This is a genomic window from Brevundimonas vesicularis (assembly GCF_014204545.1).
GTDB classification, from domain to species: domain Bacteria; phylum Pseudomonadota; class Alphaproteobacteria; order Caulobacterales; family Caulobacteraceae; genus Brevundimonas; species Brevundimonas vesicularis_B.
In genome coordinates this window covers 1,434,085-1,450,862 of the sequence record NZ_JACHLJ010000001.1, presented here as the reverse complement: position 1 = coordinate 1,450,862, position 16,778 = coordinate 1,434,085, and the positions used below count along the sequence as shown (strand labels likewise).

General features: G+C 68.7%; 17 protein-coding genes. 7 read left to right on the top strand and 10 right to left on the bottom strand.

What is annotated here, in order from left to right:
• Positions 1-43: 43 nt before the first annotated feature.
• On the bottom strand, positions 44-1,357 hold the full coding sequence (locus HNP47_RS07340; RefSeq protein WP_184278915.1) for an ATP-binding protein: 1,314 nt from the start codon (positions 1,355-1,357) through the stop codon (positions 44-46).
• The gene (locus HNP47_RS07335) at positions 1,345-2,061 is read right to left on the bottom strand and encodes a response regulator (protein ID WP_184278914.1); all 717 of its coding nucleotides are present in this window, start codon (positions 2,059-2,061) and stop codon (positions 1,345-1,347) included. The genes HNP47_RS07340 and HNP47_RS07335 overlap by 13 nt, the downstream gene beginning before the upstream one ends.
• 195 nt (positions 2,062-2,256) lie before the next feature.
• Between HNP47_RS07335 and HNP47_RS07330 the strand changes: the two genes are divergently transcribed.
• Both HNP47_RS07330 and HNP47_RS07325 read left to right on the top strand, forming a co-directional pair.
• Positions 2,257-2,466, top strand: coding sequence for a hypothetical protein (locus HNP47_RS07330; protein WP_184278913.1), 210 nt, complete (start codon positions 2,257-2,259; stop codon positions 2,464-2,466).
• Positions 2,467-2,556: 90 nt separating this feature from the next.
• Positions 2,557-2,829, top strand: coding sequence for a hypothetical protein (locus HNP47_RS07325; protein ID WP_184278912.1), 273 nt, complete (start codon positions 2,557-2,559; stop codon positions 2,827-2,829).
• An 81-nt stretch (positions 2,830-2,910) separates the two neighbouring features.
• On the opposite strand, the gene HNP47_RS07320 is transcribed toward HNP47_RS07325, so the two are convergent.
• Genes HNP47_RS07320 through fliI form a run of 3 tightly spaced genes read right to left on the bottom strand, consistent with a single transcriptional unit; the run spans position 2,911 to position 5,955 of the window.
• Positions 2,911-4,203 (bottom strand): endo-1,4-beta-xylanase, encoded by a 1,293-nt coding sequence (locus HNP47_RS07320; protein WP_311770043.1) that lies wholly within the window; start codon positions 4,201-4,203, stop codon positions 2,911-2,913.
• A complete protein-coding gene (locus HNP47_RS07315) occupies positions 4,193-4,603 on the bottom strand; it encodes a hypothetical protein (protein WP_055803572.1) in 411 nt (136 codons plus the stop codon). Before HNP47_RS07315 ends, HNP47_RS07320 begins: the two co-directional genes overlap by 11 nt.
• A gap of 8 nt (positions 4,604-4,611) precedes the next feature.
• Positions 4,612-5,955 (bottom strand): flagellar protein export ATPase FliI, encoded by a 1,344-nt coding sequence (fliI, locus tag HNP47_RS07310; protein WP_066552424.1) that lies wholly within the window; start codon positions 5,953-5,955, stop codon positions 4,612-4,614.
• 202 nt (positions 5,956-6,157) lie between these two features.
• Here fliI and HNP47_RS07305 point away from each other — a divergent pair, with 202 nt between their 5' ends.
• Positions 6,158-7,654, top strand: coding sequence for a PAS domain-containing methyl-accepting chemotaxis protein (locus HNP47_RS07305; protein WP_260394643.1), 1,497 nt, complete (start codon positions 6,158-6,160; stop codon positions 7,652-7,654).
• Here HNP47_RS07305 and HNP47_RS07300 read toward each other — a convergent pair.
• Positions 7,651-8,559 carry a DMT family transporter gene (locus HNP47_RS07300; protein WP_184278911.1) on the bottom strand — a complete coding sequence of 303 codons (909 nt, stop codon included), beginning with the start codon at positions 8,557-8,559 and terminating at the stop codon, positions 7,651-7,653. The genes HNP47_RS07305 and HNP47_RS07300 overlap by 4 nt on opposite strands.
• Before the next feature lie 84 nt (positions 8,560-8,643).
• Here HNP47_RS07300 and HNP47_RS07295 point away from each other — a divergent pair, with 84 nt between their 5' ends.
• Positions 8,644-9,126 (top strand): Lrp/AsnC family transcriptional regulator, encoded by a 483-nt coding sequence (locus tag HNP47_RS07295; protein ID WP_184278910.1) that lies wholly within the window; start codon positions 8,644-8,646, stop codon positions 9,124-9,126.
• Here the strand turns inward: HNP47_RS07295 and HNP47_RS07290 are convergent.
• On the bottom strand, positions 9,123-10,412 hold the full coding sequence (locus tag HNP47_RS07290) for a sensor histidine kinase (protein WP_260394642.1): 1,290 nt from the start codon (positions 10,410-10,412) through the stop codon (positions 9,123-9,125). The two genes, HNP47_RS07295 and HNP47_RS07290, sit on opposite strands and share 4 nt — an antisense overlap.
• A gap of 147 nt (positions 10,413-10,559) precedes the next feature.
• Here HNP47_RS07290 and cysK point away from each other — a divergent pair, with 147 nt between their 5' ends.
• The 3 genes from cysK (at position 10,560) to HNP47_RS07275 (ending at position 13,385) form a co-directional block, all read left to right on the top strand.
• Positions 10,560-11,540, top strand: a complete 981-nt coding sequence (cysK, locus tag HNP47_RS07285) for a cysteine synthase A (RefSeq protein ID WP_017505835.1) — start codon at positions 10,560-10,562, stop codon at positions 11,538-11,540.
• 42 nt (positions 11,541-11,582) lie between these two features.
• Positions 11,583-12,800: a DUF2336 domain-containing protein gene (locus HNP47_RS07280; protein ID WP_184278909.1), complete on the top strand. Its 1,218-nt coding sequence runs from the start codon at positions 11,583-11,585 to the stop codon at positions 12,798-12,800.
• 150 nt (positions 12,801-12,950) lie between these two features.
• On the top strand, positions 12,951-13,385 hold the full coding sequence (locus HNP47_RS07275; RefSeq protein ID WP_017505833.1) for a MucR family transcriptional regulator: 435 nt from the start codon (positions 12,951-12,953) through the stop codon (positions 13,383-13,385).
• Between the two features lie 229 nt (positions 13,386-13,614).
• Here HNP47_RS07275 and HNP47_RS07270 read toward each other — a convergent pair whose 3' ends face one another.
• The 3 genes from HNP47_RS07270 to HNP47_RS07260 all read right to left on the bottom strand — a co-directional run bounded on the left by HNP47_RS07270 (position 13,615) and on the right by HNP47_RS07260 (position 16,762).
• Complete coding sequence (locus HNP47_RS07270; protein WP_184278908.1) at positions 13,615-14,730, bottom strand: DUF2336 domain-containing protein; 1,116 nt, start codon at positions 14,728-14,730, stop codon at positions 13,615-13,617.
• Positions 14,727-15,626: a hypothetical protein gene (locus tag HNP47_RS07265; RefSeq protein ID WP_184278907.1), complete on the bottom strand. Its 900-nt coding sequence runs from the start codon at positions 15,624-15,626 to the stop codon at positions 14,727-14,729. The genes HNP47_RS07270 and HNP47_RS07265 overlap by 4 nt, the downstream gene beginning before the upstream one ends.
• Positions 15,627-15,721: 95 nt before the next feature.
• Positions 15,722-16,762, bottom strand: coding sequence for an ABC transporter substrate-binding protein (locus HNP47_RS07260; protein ID WP_184278906.1), 1,041 nt, complete (start codon positions 16,760-16,762; stop codon positions 15,722-15,724).
• Positions 16,763-16,778 lie beyond the last annotated feature (16 nt).

Here is a 16,778-nt window from a genome sequence, read left to right as displayed (position 1 = left end):
GGCGGCGAGAGCGGCGTTCGGATGCAGGCGCCGCGTCCTTTTGTCAGGGCCGTCGGAAGGTCAGCGTCGCCTCCAGCCCGCCGCCGTCGGCGTTGGCGAGCATCAGATGGGCGCCGGCGCGTTCGGCCATGCGGCGCGCGATGGTCAGGCCCAGGCCCGAACCGCCGCTGTCGCGCGAGCGGGACGGATCGAGGCGGTAGAAGGGCTCGAACAAGCGCTCCAACTGATCCTGCGCCACGCCGGGCCCGTGGTCGCGCACAAACAGGCGCACGGCATGGTCGTCACGCATGGCGCTGACGGCCGCATCGCCGCCGTGTCGCACGGCGTTGTCGACCAGATTGGTCAGGCAGCGGCGCAGGGCCTGGGGCCGGGTCGGCACGACGGCGTTGCAGCCTTGGGTGAAGACGACCGGCTGGCCCGCCTCGGCCGCGTCTTCGCAGATGGCGGATAAAAGCGCGTCCAGATCGACGGGCGTCACGGCCTCGGCCGTCGTTTCGATCCGCGCCAGGTCCAGGCCTTCGCGGACCAGATGCTGCATGCCGGCCAGGTCGCTGATGAACTGGGCGCGCAGGGTCTCGTCCTCGATCTTTTCGACGCGCAGCCGCATCCGGGTCAGCGGCGTCTGCAGGTCGTGGGCGACGGCGGCCAAGACGCGTGTGCGGTCCTCGATCAGGGCCTTCAGCCGGGTCTGCATGGCGTTCAGGGCGGCGGCGGCCTCGCGAACCTCGCGCGCGCCCTCCTCGACCAGGGGCGGGCGGTCCAGATCGTGGCTGAGGGCGACGGCGCCCTGAGACAGACGGTTCAGCGGCCCGGCCGCCAGCCGTGACGCCATCCAGCCGGTCAGCAGCACGGCTGCGAGCCCGGCGAACAGCAGGGCGGCGGCCTCGCGGCTGAGCGTCCACGGGCGCGGAGCGGGCGGCAGGCTGATCGCCACCGGGACGGGCGCGCCATTGACCGGCCGCAGCACCAGGATGCGGCACCGCAGGCGATCGGTCGCTGCGCCACACGCCTGGTCCGAGGCCTCGAACGCCTTGACCGAGACCCCGTCGACGCCCCGCCGTTTCAGAGCCTCGGCGACCGCATGGGTCAGGGACGGGTCGGGCGCGCCCAGCCTTTGGCCCGCCGCATCCGGCAGGCCGTCGGTCAGGCCGGCGGCGGGATCGTCGCTGGAGCCGGCCAGATCCACGATCCGTTCGGCGGTGGTGAAGTCATGGGCCTGGGACAGGCGATGACGATGGTTCAGGCCAAGCGCGGCGAAGGTCACGCCCGCCGCCAGCAGGGCGCCGACCAGCAGCAGCAGGAACAGCCGCGTGGTTTCGGCCTCGGCCCGGCCCTGGCGGGTTCCTACGCGCGCCATGTCACAGGCCCCGCCAGCATATAGCCCAGGCTGCGCACCGTGCGGATCAGGGCCGGGGCCTTGGCGTCGTCGCCCAGCTTCTGGCGCAGGCGGCTGACCCTCAAATCGATGGCGCGGTCGTCGGCGTTGGCGACGGTGGACAGGGCGCGGATCCGCTCGCGCGACAGGGGCTTGCCGCCGTTCCTGACCAGGGCGTGCAGCAGGTCGAAATCGGCGCCCGACAGCGGGGCCAGCCGTCCGCCCGGCGCCGTCAGCGCCCGCGCTGCGATGTCCAGCGACCAGCCGGAGAAGTCGGCGTGTCGACCCTCGTTCGTCGTCGCGTCGCCGCCGGTGCGCCGCAGGACGGTGCGGATGCGGGCCACCAGTTCGCGGGGCTCGAACGGCTTGGCCATATAGTCGTCGGCGCCCATCTCCAGCCCCACGATCCGGTCGATGGGATCGCCGCGCGCCGTCAGGATGATGACGGGAGTCTTGGACGCCGCGCGGATGCCGCGACACAGCGACAGGCCGTCCTCGTCCGTCAGGTTCAGGTCCAGCACCACCAGATCGACCGGCCCGGCCTCCAGCGCCGCCTTCATGGCCCGGCCGTCGGCGGCCTTCACCGTGCGAAACCCGTGCTGCTCCAGATGGTCGGACAACAGGTTTCGGATCTCGCGGTCGTCGTCGACGACCAGAAGGACAGGGGCGGCGGAGGTCTGGGACATTGGCGTTCGGCGAGCGGGAAGAAGCGCGATCTGTCGTCCTGTCTCATGGCCAAAGCGCGGCGGATACAGTCGGACACAATTCTCTTCGCCGACGATACGCGGCGACACCGACCGGCCCCGAACCGGCCGGACGCGGGTCCGAAACAGTGACTGTCCGACACGAGGCCGGACGCCAAACACACAGAAAGACCCGCCATGAAGTCCTTCCGTTCCACCGCCGCCCACTCTTCAGCGATTCTGGGCGCCGCCGCCCTGGTGATCCTGACCAGCGGCGCAGCCTTCGCCGGCACCCCTTCGGCCCCGTCGTCCGGCGCTCACGCCCGCCCCGCCGCCTCCGCCCGTGCGCATCATCGGGTCAGCCACGCCCGCACCCACCGCGCCGTGACGCCCGCCAAGAAGAAGTAAGCCCGACGCCTGCCCGTCCTGCCGGCGTCCCCCGGCCGGCAGGACACCCGACAATCCTGAGACTTCGACCTTCAAACGAAAGACATCGACATGAAATCCTTCCGCACCGCCGCCGCCCGCACTTCAGGTGTTTTGGCAGCCGTCGCCTTCGTCGCCCTGACCAGCGGCGCCGCCTTCGCCGGCACGACCCCGGCGCCCTCGACCGCCATGACCGCCCGTCCGGCTGCGACCGCTTCGGCGACGACCCCTGCGCCGTCGGCTCGCGCGCCGCGCGCGCATCGTCGTGGTCATCAAGCGCAAGCCCAGACCTCGGCCCAGACCTCGGTCCAGGCGCCGGCGACCGTGACCGCCAAGAAGAAGTAAACCGGCCGCCCCCTCCGGTTCGCACAGGAACGCCCGGCTGTCGCAAGACGGCCGGGCGTTTCCGTATTCAGATGCCCGTCGTCAGGCGGGGGTCTTGAAGCCTGCCGCGAGGGCGGCCGCCATCGGATTGGAACGGCCGAAGCTGTCGAAGGGCAGGGGCTTGTCCCGGCCATCGTCCTTGTCGCCCTGGCGATACCAGCTGTCGGTGTCGCGCAGGCCCCAGACGGTGAAGGCGAACTGCTGGGCCTTGGGCAGGGCGGCGAAGGCCGAGGCCAGTTCGGTGACGCGCGCGCCCTGGGCGGCGATCCGGTCGGCTTGGCTGCGCATATCCAGCCGGTTTTCGGTGCGCAGGGTGCAGTCCAGCTCCGACACATGGATCGGCAGGCCGAACTGGGCGACCTCGCGCATATACGCGGCGATGACGCCGTCGGGGATGTCGATCCACAGGTGGGATTGCAGGCCCAGCCCCTGCAGCGGGCAGCCGGCCTTCAGCAGGCGCTCGACCAGTTTCAGGAATTGCACGCCCTTGGCCGGGACGCTTTCCTGATTGTATTCGTTGAGAAACAGGACGGCGTCAGGATCCGCGATCCGGGCCTTTTCGAACGCGCGCAGGATATAGCCGTCCTGGCCGTATCGCGCCGACCAGTGACAGTCGCGCATCCCCGAGCCGTCGTCCAGGATCGGCTCATTGAGCACGTCCCAGCTGCGGACCTTGCCGCGATAGCGACCGGCGACCGTGGCGATATAGCCGTCGAAGGCGCGGTCGAAGGCGGCGCCCGACAGGCCGGCGAAGGCCTCCTTGCCTTGCGCATACCAGATCAGGGTGTGGCCATGCATCGCCATGCCCTCAGCCTGGGCGAAGGCGGCGATACGGTCTGTGCGGTCGAAGTTGGGCCGGTCCAGGCCGTTCGCCAGAATGTACTCCATCTTCATCTCCCACTCGGGCGTGAGTTGGGAGACGTTGGCGCGGGCCAGCGCGATCCAGTCCGGGTCGTCGATCTGGCTGGCCTTGATCGCCGTGCCGAAGGGAGCCGGGGCGATGGACTTCAGCGGGGGGACGTCGGGCGGCGACGGCTCCGCCGAGGCGAAGCGGTCGCAGGCGGCAAGCGCGAGCGGGGCTGCGAGGATAGCGCGGCGACTGAAATCCTCCCCCGAGGAGCGCAGCGGAACGGGGGAGGGGGACCGCGAAGCGGTGGAGGGGGCGACCTCAGACTCGATCTGGACAGGGCGTGCAAAAACCGAAGACGAGGGTCCGTGCGACGTCCGCCCCCTCCACCACGCTAAGACTGTCCTCGGGCTCGCCTCTGGCGAGACCCGGGGGCGCGGTCCCCCTCCCCCGCGATGCGAGGGAGGATCATTGGAGTCAGACCGCACGCTTCCGCAGCCCCAGCTCGTCGAAGGCGGCGGTTTCGCGCTTGGCGAGGGCGATCAGCTGGTTCAGGCGGGTGGTCTCGGCGACGTGCTCGAACTTCTTCAACTCTTCGAAGGCGCCGGTCAGGGCGTCGCGGGCGCCGGCTTCCTCGGCGTCCAGCACCGACAGGTCGCCTTCGGCTGCGGCCTTCCTGGATTTCCAGCCGTTCAGATAGGCGCCCAGCATCATGCCGGCCTCGGCGTCCATGCGGGCGCGGTTGCGTTCGCCCTCGGCCTCGGCGTCCAGCACGGCGATGCGGAGTTCGGCGCCGGCGCGGCGTTCGGCGATCTCGGCCAAACGCTTTTGCAGCGTCTCGACCTCGTAGTTGGAGATGCGGATCAGGGATTGGGCCCAAGCGGTCATCTAAATCATCACTCCCTGATCATGCCTTGGTTCAGGATTGCTTCCAGCCGGGTAAAGGAATCGGAAAGACGCGTCGCATCGTCCTTGTCCTGTCCCAGAAAATCTTCGAGCGCCGGATTCAGGGCGATGGCCCGGTCCACGATGGGATCGGCGCCGGTGCGGTAGGCGCCGATCTTGATCAGCTCTTCCATATTGGCATAGGCGCTCAAACACTGGCGGGCGCGCTTGTTCAACTCGCGCTCGGGCGGGGTCTGACAGCCGGGCAGGGTGCGGCTGACGGACTTCAACACGTCGATGGCGGGGAAGCGGCCGCGCTCGGCGATCTTGCGATCCATGACGATGTGGCCGTCCAGAATACCGCGCACGGCGTCGGCGATCGGCTCGTCATGGTCGCCGCCGTCCACCAGCACGGTGAAAAGGGCGGTGATGGGCGCCGCCGTCGTGCCGTCGGGTCGGATCGGGCCGGGACCAGCGCGCTCCAGCAGCTTGGGCAGTTCGGTGAAGACGGTGGGGGTGTAACCCTTGGTGGTTGGCGGTTCGCCGGCGGCCAGGCCGATCTCGCGCTGGGCCATCGCAAAGCGCGTGACGCTGTCCATCAGGCACAGAACTTCAAGGTCCTGGTCGCGCAGATATTCGGCGATGGCCATGGTCATATAGGCCGACTGACGGCGCTTCAGGGCCGGTTCGTCCGAGGTTGCGACCACGACGACGGCGCGCTTCAGCCCCTCTTCGCCCAGAGTCTCTTCGACGAACTCGCGCACCTCACGCCCCCGTTCGCCGATCAGGCCGACCACGACGGCGTCGCACGTCGCCTCCTTGGCCAGCATGGACAGCAGTACCGACTTGCCCACGCCCGACCCGGCGAAGATGCCCAGGCGCTGGCCCCGGCAGGTGGTGGTGAAGACGTCCATTGCCCGCACGCCCAGGTCCAGCCGCTCGCCGACCCGGCCGCGCGAATGGGCGGGCGGGGGCGGGGCGCGCAGAGGATAGGGGGCAGGCCCCTGGGGCAAAGGCCCCTTGCCGTCGATGGGCTGGCCGAAAGCGTCGATGATGCGGCCCAGCCAGGCGGTCGTCGGGCGCACGCTGGCGGCCTGATCGATAATGCGGATGTCGGCGCCGGGGGCCACGCCCTCCACCGGACCGAAGGGCATCAGCAGGGCCTTGGAATCGCGGAAGCCCACGACCTCGGCGGGCAGGGGATCGTGGCCGCGCCGACCGATCTCGGCCCGGGCGCCGACGGCGAGGCGTGACAGGCCGCCGCGCGACTCGATCAGCAGGCCCGACACGCCCGCGACCTTGCCGGTCACGACCAGCGGATCGATCGCTTCGACGGCGGCGACGAGATTGCGCAAAAATCAGACCCCAGGAACAGGTCTCAACAGATGCGGCAACGTGGTTAACGACCGGTGAAGTGCTTCTGGACCACCGGGGATAAGACAGCGATCATTGCGTCTCGCTTGCAACTCAAGCGGGCAACGATTTTTCAACTAATTAGAGGCTAATCTTTCAACCGAGGCGGGCGGGGCCCGGCCGATAGCGAAGAGGTTGCAACCTATGTTCGCGCGTAAACCGAAGTCATCGGGCATGCAGGACCGGCTGATCGATCTGGACGGCAAGATGGCCGCCATCGGCCGGTCGCAGGCCGTGATCGAGTTCAACCTGGACGGCACCATTATCGACGCCAACCAGAACCTTCTGACCACGATGGGCTATAGCCTGGACGAGATCCGGGGCGCCCACCACAGGACCTTCATGGACCCGGCCGAGGCGGCTTCGCCCGACTACGCCGCCTTTTGGCGCGAGCTAAATGCGGGACAGTTCCTGGCGCGCAAATTCCGGCGGCTGGCCAAGGGCGGCCGCGAGGTCTGGCTGCAGGCCTCCTACAATCCGGTGTTCGGCCCAGACGGGCGGCCGGTAAAGGTCATCAAACTGGCCATCGACATCACCGCCGACGAGCGGGAGGCCGCGCGGCGCGAGGCCGAACGGGTGGAGGCGGAAAGCGCCCAGGCCCTGCTGGTCGATGCCCTGGCGGGGGTGCTGAACAGGCTGTCGGCCGGCGACCTGACCGCGCGGATCGATGCGCCGGTGAAGGGCGACCATGTGCGGGTGCGCGACGACTATAACGCCGCGGTGGAAAGCCTGCGCCAGACGATGGGCCAGGCGCTGCGGGCCGTGTCGGGTCTGAGGGGCGGGGTGGGCGAAATCTCCAGCGCGTCCGACGACCTGTCGCGCCGCACCGAACAGCAGGCCGCCAGTCTGGAAGAAACGGCGGCGGCGCTGGACCAGATCACCGCCACGGTGAAGCGCAGCGCGGACGGCGCCAAACAGGCCTCGGCCGCCGCCCTGGGCGCGCGCGGCGAGGCGGACCGGTCGGGTGAGGTGGTGCGCCAGGCGATCGCGGCGATGGACGGCATCAAGCGCAGCTCGACCCAGATCAGCGACATCATCGGCGTGATCGACGAGATCGCTTTCCAGACCAATCTGTTGGCCCTGAACGCCGGGGTCGAGGCGGCGCGGGCGGGAGAGGCGGGACGCGGCTTCGCCGTCGTCGCCTCCGAAGTGCGGGCGCTGGCGCAGCGCTCGGCGGAAGCCGCGAAGGAGATCAAGACCCTGATCACCACCTCGGGCCAGGAGGTGGCGCAAGGGGTCAAACTGGTCGACGAGACCGGCGCGGCCCTGTCGGCGATCGCGGTCAAGGTGGCGGAGATGGACGCCCTGGTCAGCGAGATCGCCGCTTCGGCCCAGGAACAGGCGACGGGGTTGAGCCAGGTCAATACGGCCGTCAACCAGATGGACCAGGTGACCCAGCAGAACGCGGCCATGGTCGAGCAGACGACCGCCGCCGCCATGAGCCTGAAGTCCGAAACCGAACAGCTGGCCCTGCTGGTCGAACGCTTCGAGACGGGAGAAGCGCCGGCTCAGGCCCGCGTCCATGACGTGTCGCAGGCCGCCGCCCCCGTCCCCCTGGCCCGCGAACGCGCCCGCATCCAGGCCTTCGCCAGCGGCGGCGCGGCCGCGGCGGCGTCGAGCGCGGGCTGGGAAGAGTTCTAGGGCGCGCTCGGCTCCAGCTCGATCTTCGCCTCCCGCGTCGTCGCGATCGCGCCGACCGAGGCGGCGACGATGGCGGCGATGGCGAGCCACTGCTGGCCGGTCAGATGCTCGTGCAGGATCACAAGCCCTGCCAGGGCGCCGACCGCCGGCTCGGCGCTGAGCACCACGCCGAAGGTGCGTTTGGGGATGCTGCGCAAGGCGACCATTTCCAGCGAATACGGCAGGGCGCTGGAGAAGATCGCCACCGCCACGCCGGCCAGGATGATGGCGGGGTTCAGCAGGGCGGCGCCGGCATGGGTCACGCCGAACGGCACGACGACCAGGGCGGCGACGCTCATGCCCAGCGCCACCGACTGACCGGCGTGCAGGTGCGACAGCCGCTTGCCGAAGACGATGTACAGCGCCCAGCACAGGCCGGCGAAGGCCGCCAGCGCTATACCGACGGGATCCAGCGCGCCGGCCCCGGCCTTGATCGGCAACATCAGGCCCAAGCCCACGATCGCCAAACCGATGCAGGCGAAATGGATGGGCTTCCTCGAATGGATCAGGGCCAGGGTCAGGGGCCCTATGAACTCGATGGCGATGGCCAGACCCAGCGGAATGGTGCGCAGGGCCATGTAGAAGCTGAGGTTCATCGCCCCCAGCACGACGCCGTACAGGGCTATGGCGCCCAGGTCGGCGCGGGTCAGGCGGAACCGCCAGGGCCGGAACACGGCGACCAGCAGAACGGCTGAAATCCCGACGCGATAGGCCGAGGTCCCCTCCGCCCCGATCACCGGAAACAGCGTCTTGGCGAAGGAGGTGCCGCACGCCAGCGTCACCATGCCCGCAAACAGCGCCAGATAGGGGATCAGCCGCGCCGCCATTGGCGAGTTCAGGTGGGTTTTCAGGGCCAGCGACGTCATGGCGTAAAGCTAGCGTAACGCCGCTTGCGCTTCCCGGCGATTTTCCGCTTGAATGCGACGGAAATCGTCACTGGAGAGCCAATCATGACGAATTTCGTCACCCTCGACGATTTCGACCATAAGCTGCTGATGCGGGTCCGGCGCAACAATCTGGAGCCGGCGCGGGTGACGGCCGAGGCGGTGGGCCTGTCGGAATCCGCCGTGCTGCGCCGCCTGCGTCGCCTGCGGGCCGAGGGCGTCATCGCCGCCGACGTCGCCGTGATTGATCCCGCCCGGGTCGAGCCGCGCATCGTCCTGCATGTCCAGGTCGAGATGAACACGCAGGATCGTAAAGTCATGGAGGCGTTCCAGCGCGCCATGAAGGCCAGCCCCGAGGTCCAGGGCTGCTGGGACGTAACGGGCGAAACCGACTATCTGCTGACCGTCGCCGTGCGGTCCATGCAGGACTACGAGGCCTTCGGCATCCGCGAACTGGTCCCCGAAAAGGGCGTGCGCGGCTTCAAGAGCATGATCGTCATCCGCGAGGTCGTCGGCTTCGACCCCGGACGCGCCGTGCTGGAGCGCTAGGTCGCCGGGGACTCGACCACCAGGATCGCGCCGACGCCCTGGGTTTTGTTCTCGATCGTGCCGCCGATCTGGCGGACCAGGCTGTCGATCACGCGCATGCCCAGGCTGCGGTCGCTGCGGGCGGCGATCAGGTCGAAGCCCTTGCCCTGGTCGGCCACGGTGACGGTCAGGCGTCCGTCGGCGATGCGGCCTGTGACCGAGACGCCGCCGCCCTCGGGGCCGTAGGCGTATTTGATGGCGTTGGTGACCAGCTCGTTCACGATCAGACCGAGCGGGATGGCGATGTCGGCGCCCAGCGGCGCATCGGACGCCTCGCAGGTGACGACATGGCGGTCGCTGCCGGCGTCGATGGCCTCGCACAGCTGGCACAGGAAATCGGACAGGATCACGGTCTGGACGTCGGCGCCGCGCCACAGCTGGTCGTGGACTTCGCTGATGGCCTGGATGCGCGATCCGGCCGTGGCCAAGGCCGCGCGCACCTCGTCGGAGGCCGCGCCGCGCGCCTGCATCGACAGCAGGCTGGAGACCAGCGACAGGCTGTTCTTGACCCGGTGGCTGACCTCTCGCGTCAGCAGGGCCTGATGTTCGATGGCGGCCAGAAGCCGCTGCTCGGTCTGCTGGCGGGCGATGGCGGCGCCGACGACGGCGGCGAAGGCGTCCAGGAACAGGGCGTCGCGGGCGTCGAACTGACCCTCGTCTGGGCTGTCGACCTCCAGCACGCCCCAGGGTTCGCCGTCCAGCTCAGGCCGGATCAGGACATTGATGGCCCGCCGCACGCCGTGATCGGCTAGCAGCTTGGGCGTATGGAAGCGCTGTTCGTTCTCCAGATGGTTGGAGATCAGCGGCTTGCCGGTCTGGAAGGCGTAGCCGGCCGGCGAATCCAGTTCGACGCTCAGCGAGGCCTGGCCCTCGACCGGCCCGGTCCAGCCCACGCCCGCGATCAGCACCAGCCGGTCGCGCGCCTCGTTATGGATCAGCACCTTGGACAGGGGCGTCTCCAGCCCGTCGGCGCAGATCGCGCAGGCGGCGTCCAGCAGGGCCTGGCGGTCGCGCTCGCGCAGGGCCACCTCGCCGAAGCGCGCCAGCAGGGATTGCTGCTTCAGGCGATAGCGCAGCTCGTCGGCGGTGGAGCGCGTCTCGGCGGCCGGCGCATCCTCGACCTTGGGCGCGACCGGCGCGTCCATCCGGATCTGGGTTTCGGCGGCCGTATCCGCGTGCACCTCCGCGACCAGTTCGGCGATTTCCGGGGTCAGGCCGGTGTCGGAGAGCGGACGGGTATGGGGCAAGGACGGAAATCTCGGTTCGCGCGACGGCGACATATAGGCTGACATAGCCGCTCTGAAAGGTTTGCGCAGAAATCATCGCGCGTCACCCCTTGCGTGGGGCGGCAAGGCCTTATCTGTTGTGGGCCAGCATTCGAGGAGACCTTTTCCATGACCGACTTCAGCTATGACGCGTCCCGCCACCTGAAGAAGGGTCGGGGCAAGGTCTATGACTCGATCGTCGACACTATTGGCGACACCCCCATCGTGCGGCTGCCGCGTCTATCGGCGGAATACGATACGAAGGCGACGGTGCTGGCCAAGCTGGAGTTCTTCAACCCGATCGCCTCGGTCAAGGACCGGATCGGCGTGGCCATGGTCGAGGCGTTGCAGGAGGCGGGCAAGATCGATCAGGACACGGTGCTGATCGAGCCGACCAGCGGCAACACCGGCATCGCCTTGGCCTTCGTGGCCGCGGCCAAGGGGCTGAAGCTGACGCTGTGCATGCCCGAAAGCATGTCGATCGAGCGGCGCAAGATGCTGGCCCTGCTGGGCGCGCGGCTGGAGCTGACGCCAGCCGAAAAAGGGATGAAGGGCGCGATCGCGCGGGCGCAGGAACTGTTGGAGACCACGCCGAACTCCATCAGCCCGTCGCAGTTCGAGAACCTGGCCAACCCCGCCATTCACCGCGTCACGACGGCCGAGGAGATCTGGAACGACACGGCCGGGGCGGTGGACATCGTCGTCGCCGGCGTCGGCACCGGCGGCACTATCTCGGGCGTCGGTCAGGCGCTGAAAGCCAAGAAGGCGTCGGTGCAGTTCATCGCCGTCGAGCCCGAGGCCTCTCCGGTGCTTTCCGGCGGCGCGCCCGGCCCGCATAAGATCCAGGGCATCGGCGCCGGCTTCGTGCCCGCCATCTATGATCCGTCGGTGGTCGATGGGGTCGAGCAGGTGTCCAACGACGACAGTTTCGACATGGCCAGAAAGGCCGCGCGGGTCGAGGGCATCCCCGTCGGCATCAGCTCGGGCGCGGCCCTGACCGCCGCCTTCCGCATCGCTGCGCGCGAGGAGAATGCGGGCAAGACCATCGTGGTGATCATCCCGTCCTTCGCCGAACGCTATCTGTCGACCGCCCTTTTCGAAGGGCTCTGAAAGGCTCACGCCCGGTTAACCGCTCGCTTCTAAGGTGGGGGGATGGGCGATCTGGCAGCCATGATCGGGGAAGAGGCGACGCCGCCGCCGCTGCGTGCGCGTCGGGCGTTGCTGAAGCGTCTGGCCGACGTCGTGTCGCTGCCCGCCAGCCGCATCAACGCCTTCGAGCGGGCAGTGACGGGCGACCTGCTGGTCGAGATGCTGCGGCTGGCCTCGCACGATGAGCGCAAACGCGTGGCGGCGCGTCTGGCGCCGCTGGCCGAACTGCCCAACAGCGTGGCGCGCATCCTGTTGCGCGACGACCCGGACATCGCCGGCCTGCTGATCGAACAATGCGCCTCGCTGAGCGATGCGGACATCGTCGGCTGTGCGCGCGACGCCAGTTTCGAACACCGGATGCTGTTGGCCGTGCGCCGGGGCCTGTCGGAGATCGTGACCGAGACCCTGTTCTCCTTCGGCGAGATGGAGGTGATCGAGGCGGTGTTGCGCAACACGACCGCGCGCCTGTCGCAGCTGGGCATCGAGACGGTGGTGGGCCTGAGCCGCCAGTCGCCGAGCCTGTGCAGCCCCTTGCTGAAGCGGCCCGAGCTGAGGCCGGCGGGCGCCTATGTCATGTTCTGGTGGTGCGCGCCCGAGGATCGCCGCACCATCCTGCAACGGTTCGCCGTATCGCGCGAGGTCATGCAGGAGGCGTCCGAAGATGTCTTCACCATCGCCAATGACGAAAGCTGGTCCGATCCTGTCGCGCGCAAGGCCCTTCAGTTCATCGAGCGCCGCCAGCGCAACCGCGCCGCCATCCAAAAAAGCCCGTTCGACAATCTGGAACACGCCGTCATGGTCGCCGCCAGCGACGGCCTGACGCGCGAGACGGCGTCCGAGATCGCCTTCCTGGCGGGGATCAAACCGCTGACGGGCGCCAAGCTTCTGGGCGATCCCGGCGGCGAGCCGCTGGCGATCCTGTGCAAGGCGACGGGGATGTCGCGCGTCGATCTGACCAATCTGTGGCGCTCGATGCGGCGGCCCGAGACGATGGTGGACGGCAAGATCCATCCCGACTGGGAGCGTGTGCAGATCACCTATGAAATGCTGGCCGTCGACCGCGCCCAGACGGTGCTGCGTTACTGGAACTGGTCTTTGTCGTCGGCCCTGACGCCGACGCTGTTGCGCGCCATTCGCGACGGCGAGGATGACGCCGTCGATGAATATTCGGCGCCGGAGCGGGCGGCGATGATGGTGCTGGCCGAAGACTTCGGCCGATAGGTCTGATCACAAATGTCGAATGCATAGGCGTGCATATCGCACCGCCTATACGCGTGTTTGCTTTCACGGCGAAACAACCCTATGACGCTATTGGGGTCGTTCGGTTGGAGAATCAGCCGAACTCAATAAATCAGGAAAGCGAAGCCGAGAATGGAAGATAAGCCCGAACTGCTTGAGATGACCGCAGACATCGTGTCGGCCTATGTCGGCAATAACTCGGTCTCGGCAGAGGCGTTGCCTGCGCTTATCGCCAATATTCACGCCGCCCTGTCGGGTGTGTCGAATGGTCCGGTCGAGGCCGAACCTGAGCCCAAGGAACCGGCGGTGCCGATCCGCAAGTCGATTGCACCCGATTTCCTGATCTGCCTGGAAGACGGCCGCAAGTTCAAGTCGTTGAAGCGCCACCTGCGCACCAAATACGACATGAGCCCCGAAGAATACCGGACCAAATGGGGTCTTCCGAAAGACTATCCGATGGTCGCCCCGAACTACGCCAAGGCGCGTTCGGAACTGGCCAAGTCGATGGGCCTGGGCCAGGGCGGCCGCAAGCCCGCCCGCGCCGCCGGAACTCGCGCGAAGAAATAAGCCGAACCCGTGTTCGGTAACGAGACGCCCGCTTCCGACAGGAGGCGGGCGTTTTTTGCTTTTGGAGGTTATGTCTCCTCCCTGCGAAGCGGGGAGGCGGCGCGGCGCGTCTTGAGCGCCGTGACGGAGGGGTTCTGCACCGCATCGCAGGCGCCTGTGGGACTTCGAGAGCCCCTCCACCACGCTTCGCGCGGTCCCCCTCCCCACGTTGTGGGGAGGAGACGATGCGTCAGGCCGCCTGGGCGGTCCGGCGCATGCGCCAGAAGCGCAGGGTGCGCAGGGCTGCGTCGCGGGTCAGTTCGCCGTACATGCGGCCGTAGGCGGCGGCCTTGCCCATCGGATTGTCCTCGGCGCCCAGGACGGCGACGGCGTAGGTCAGATAGACGGCGCGGTCCATGTCGGCCGCCTTGCAGACCACCGACAGGGCGTCCAGGTCCTTGCGCTCGACGATGCCGCGCGCGGTGTGGAAGTCGATATCGGCCAGCTTGGACAGGGCGATCAGGAAGGGCGTGCGGCCGTTGGAGCGCAGGAAGCGGATCAGGGTCTGCGGCGTCAGCTGGCCGGCGGCCTGAAGCTCGTCGATATAGGCCAGGTTCTCGGCATAGTCGGCCGGCAGGGCGCCGTCGTCGGTGGCCACCCGGGTGCGGCCGGCGGTGAGCGCCGCCTCCAGCAGGGCCGGGTCCATGCGCGCGTTCTGTTCCAGGATCTGGTGACGCAGCCGGGCTTCGACGACGAAATACATCTCGTTCAGCAGGTCGGCGGGCAGGCTCTGGCGCTCGACCGTGGCGGCGTGCAGGGCGGGATTGGCCTTGGCGCGCTCGATGGCGGTTTCGGATGCGGCGCGCGACAGCCGGGCGCCATCGTTGCGCAGCAGGGTGTTCAAGGTGTCGTCGTCGCCGTGCTCGACGATGACGTCGGAAACCGCCTCGGACACCGTTGCGCGGCCCGAGACGGCCCGCAAATGGCCCTGGCTGCGCTTGCGCACGACCTGGATCAGATCTTCGTCGGTCAGGACGGTGGAGGCGCGCAGAACCTGTTCGGCGACCGCGATCTCGTCGTCGGCGAAGCGGCGGATCAGGCTGTGCGGGGCGTTGGGGGCCTGGGCGAAACGGGCGGCCAGTTCGGCGCGGACCGCGACCTCCATCTCGGCCGACAACTTGGCCAGCACCGAGCCGTAGAGCGCGGTTTCATTGACGTTCGGCGCCGGCGCGCCGAAGAAGTGGGCCGTCAGTTCGCGCAGCAGCAGACGACGCTTCTCGCTGGACTCCTCGCTGGCCAGGGCGATGAGTTCGGGCAGGCGCGAGCCCTTGATCTCGGCAGGTTCGATCACGGCGCGATCGCTCATGGCAGGTTGTCGGCTTCAGTCTGTGGCACGGCGCGCAGGGCGCCGTTGGCGTTGCGGATCAGGGCAGGCGGACCGTCCGGCTGGGCCAGGTCGCTGGATTGCGGCGTCTGGGCCATTTGGACAGGCATGGCGTCGAGATAGGTCTGCTGCGGCGCAGGGATGGCGTCGGGGTGACGGCCGGCCTGGCGGTGAACCGAATAGTAGCGGGCGCTGCTGTCGCCGGCGACAGGCGTCTGACCGCTGGCAGCGACGGCGGCGGCGTCCAGCGGCGCACCGGCCTGGGGCCGTTGCAGGCGATAGATGGGGGCGTCGCGGCGTGGGGCCATCGGGTCGGCGACGGCCGCCTGATCCGGTTGGGGCGCGGGCTGCGGCTCAGCCAGCGCGGCTTGTTGCGGGACGGGCGCCGGCTCGGCCCGCATCTGAGGTTCAGGCTGAGGTTGAGGCGCGGAAGGCTGCGGCTCCGGAACATAGGGCGAGGGCGCGACGCGCGTCGCCGTCGCCTGCGGCGGTGCGGTCTCTGCGGGTGCGGCCTCTACGGGTGGGGTCTGTGCAGGCTCGGCCTGAATCGGCGCGCGCTGGGGCATCCAGGCGCTGGCGGGCGTCAGGCCGTTGCTGCGCGGCGTGGAGATCGAGGGGGTGACCGAAGGCGCGGGCGACAGGCGGGCCAGGGGAATGGCGCCGGGCAGGGTGCGATTGGCCGCGGTCACGGTCGGGGCGGGCGCCTCGGCCTGGATGACGGCAGGCGACGGGGTCGCACGGGCGGCGACCGCCAGCTTGCCGGGCCAGGACAGGTAGCGCAGGCCCGACGCGTTGGTCGGCGCCTGCTGCGCCACGGCGGCGCCGGCCGCCAGATTGACGGCGGTCATGACGATCGAAACTGCGAGGGCGCGGCGCACGGCGGCTCTCCGGAGAGGAATTCCAGCGCACACACTAGGGCTCGGACCCTTAATCCCGCGCTAATGTGAAGCCAGGATTCGACAACGACCGCGTGTCACCCGCGACCGGGCAGATAGTTGTCGGTGAAGGCGTCGCGCCAGTTCAGACCGGCCTCGTAAACCCCGGCTTTCGAGGTCACGTCGAAGAAGGCCTGCCAGCGTTCCTCGGTCAGGGCGCCCAGGCCGTAAAGCGCCGCGTCGCCGCCATCGACGATGGCGTAGTCGCGCAGGCGCTCGCGGGCCTGATCCAGCACAGCCTGGGTCATGTCCGGGTTGTCCTTGCGGATCAGGGCGTCGGCGGCCGAGGCGTCGCCCCGGATATAGTCGCGCCACCCTTCCGCCGAGGCGGCGATGAAGCTGCGCAGCGCCGCCGCATTGTCGCGGGCGAAGGCGTTGGGCGCCAGGACCATGGCGGCGTAGGAGGGATAGCCCTCGTCGGCCAACAGGAAAACGCGCGGGTCGAAATCGGCCGCCTGTTCGATCGCGTAGGGATCGCTGGTCAGATAGCCCTGCTGCACCGCCCGCGCATTGGCGATGAAGGCGGCGGGGTCATAGGCGAAGGGGCGCAGCTGCTCGTCGGTGAAGCCGTATTTGGCCTTCAGCCAGACCCAGAAGGTGCTGATCCCCGCCTCGGACAGCAGGAAGGGCCGCCCGGCCAGATCGGCGATGGTCTCCAGCGTCGCGTCGGGATGGGCCATCAGGACCTGCGGGTCCTTCTGGAAGAAGGCGGCGACCGCCTTCACCGGCGCGCCGGACGCGACCAGGTTGAGGGGGATGAAGCTGTTGGATCCCATGCCCAGTTCGACCGCGCCCGAGGCCAGCAGTTGCGGCACGTTCACGCCGGGGCCGCCCTGGACGATCTGGACGTTCAGCCCGCGCTTCTCATAGGCCCCGCTGGCGAGCGCCTGATAGAAGCCGCCCTGTTCGGCCTGGGCGCGCCAGTCGGTGGCGAAACGCAGTCGCACCCGGCCCTGTTCGTCGACCGGCGCCTCGGCCCGCCCGCAGGCCCTAAGCCCGATCGCCCCCGCCGCCACAGCCGCCCCGCCCGCGATCAGCGCACGGCGACGGGTCAGCAGGCGATTCCCCAACAAGCTCATGCCCCTGACTTACGGG

Excerpts from the sequence above, each read along its gene's own strand:
- HNP47_RS07340 (WP_184278915.1), bottom strand. The coding sequence starts at position 1,357 with ATGGCGCGCGTAGGAACCCGCCAGGGCCGGGCCGAGGCCGAAACCACG.
- HNP47_RS07335 (WP_184278914.1), bottom strand. The coding sequence starts at position 2,061 with ATGTCCCAGACCTCCGCCGCCCCTGTCCTTCTGGTCGTCGACGACGAC.
- HNP47_RS07330 (WP_184278913.1), top strand. The coding sequence starts at position 2,257 with ATGAAGTCCTTCCGTTCCACCGCCGCCCACTCTTCAGCGATTCTGGGC.
- HNP47_RS07325 (WP_184278912.1), top strand. The coding sequence starts at position 2,557 with ATGAAATCCTTCCGCACCGCCGCCGCCCGCACTTCAGGTGTTTTGGCA.
- HNP47_RS07315 (WP_055803572.1), bottom strand. The coding sequence starts at position 4,603 with ATGACCGCTTGGGCCCAATCCCTGATCCGCATCTCCAACTACGAGGTC.
- HNP47_RS07305 (WP_260394643.1), top strand. The coding sequence starts at position 6,158 with ATGTTCGCGCGTAAACCGAAGTCATCGGGCATGCAGGACCGGCTGATC.
- HNP47_RS07300 (WP_184278911.1), bottom strand. The coding sequence starts at position 8,559 with ATGACGTCGCTGGCCCTGAAAACCCACCTGAACTCGCCAATGGCGGCG.
- HNP47_RS07295 (WP_184278910.1), top strand. The coding sequence starts at position 8,644 with ATGACGAATTTCGTCACCCTCGACGATTTCGACCATAAGCTGCTGATG.
- cysK (WP_017505835.1), top strand. The coding sequence starts at position 10,560 with ATGACCGACTTCAGCTATGACGCGTCCCGCCACCTGAAGAAGGGTCGG.
- HNP47_RS07280 (WP_184278909.1), top strand. The coding sequence starts at position 11,583 with ATGGGCGATCTGGCAGCCATGATCGGGGAAGAGGCGACGCCGCCGCCG.
- HNP47_RS07275 (WP_017505833.1), top strand. The coding sequence starts at position 12,951 with ATGGAAGATAAGCCCGAACTGCTTGAGATGACCGCAGACATCGTGTCG.
- HNP47_RS07270 (WP_184278908.1), bottom strand. The coding sequence starts at position 14,730 with ATGAGCGATCGCGCCGTGATCGAACCTGCCGAGATCAAGGGCTCGCGC.
- HNP47_RS07260 (WP_184278906.1), bottom strand. The coding sequence starts at position 16,762 with ATGAGCTTGTTGGGGAATCGCCTGCTGACCCGTCGCCGTGCGCTGATC.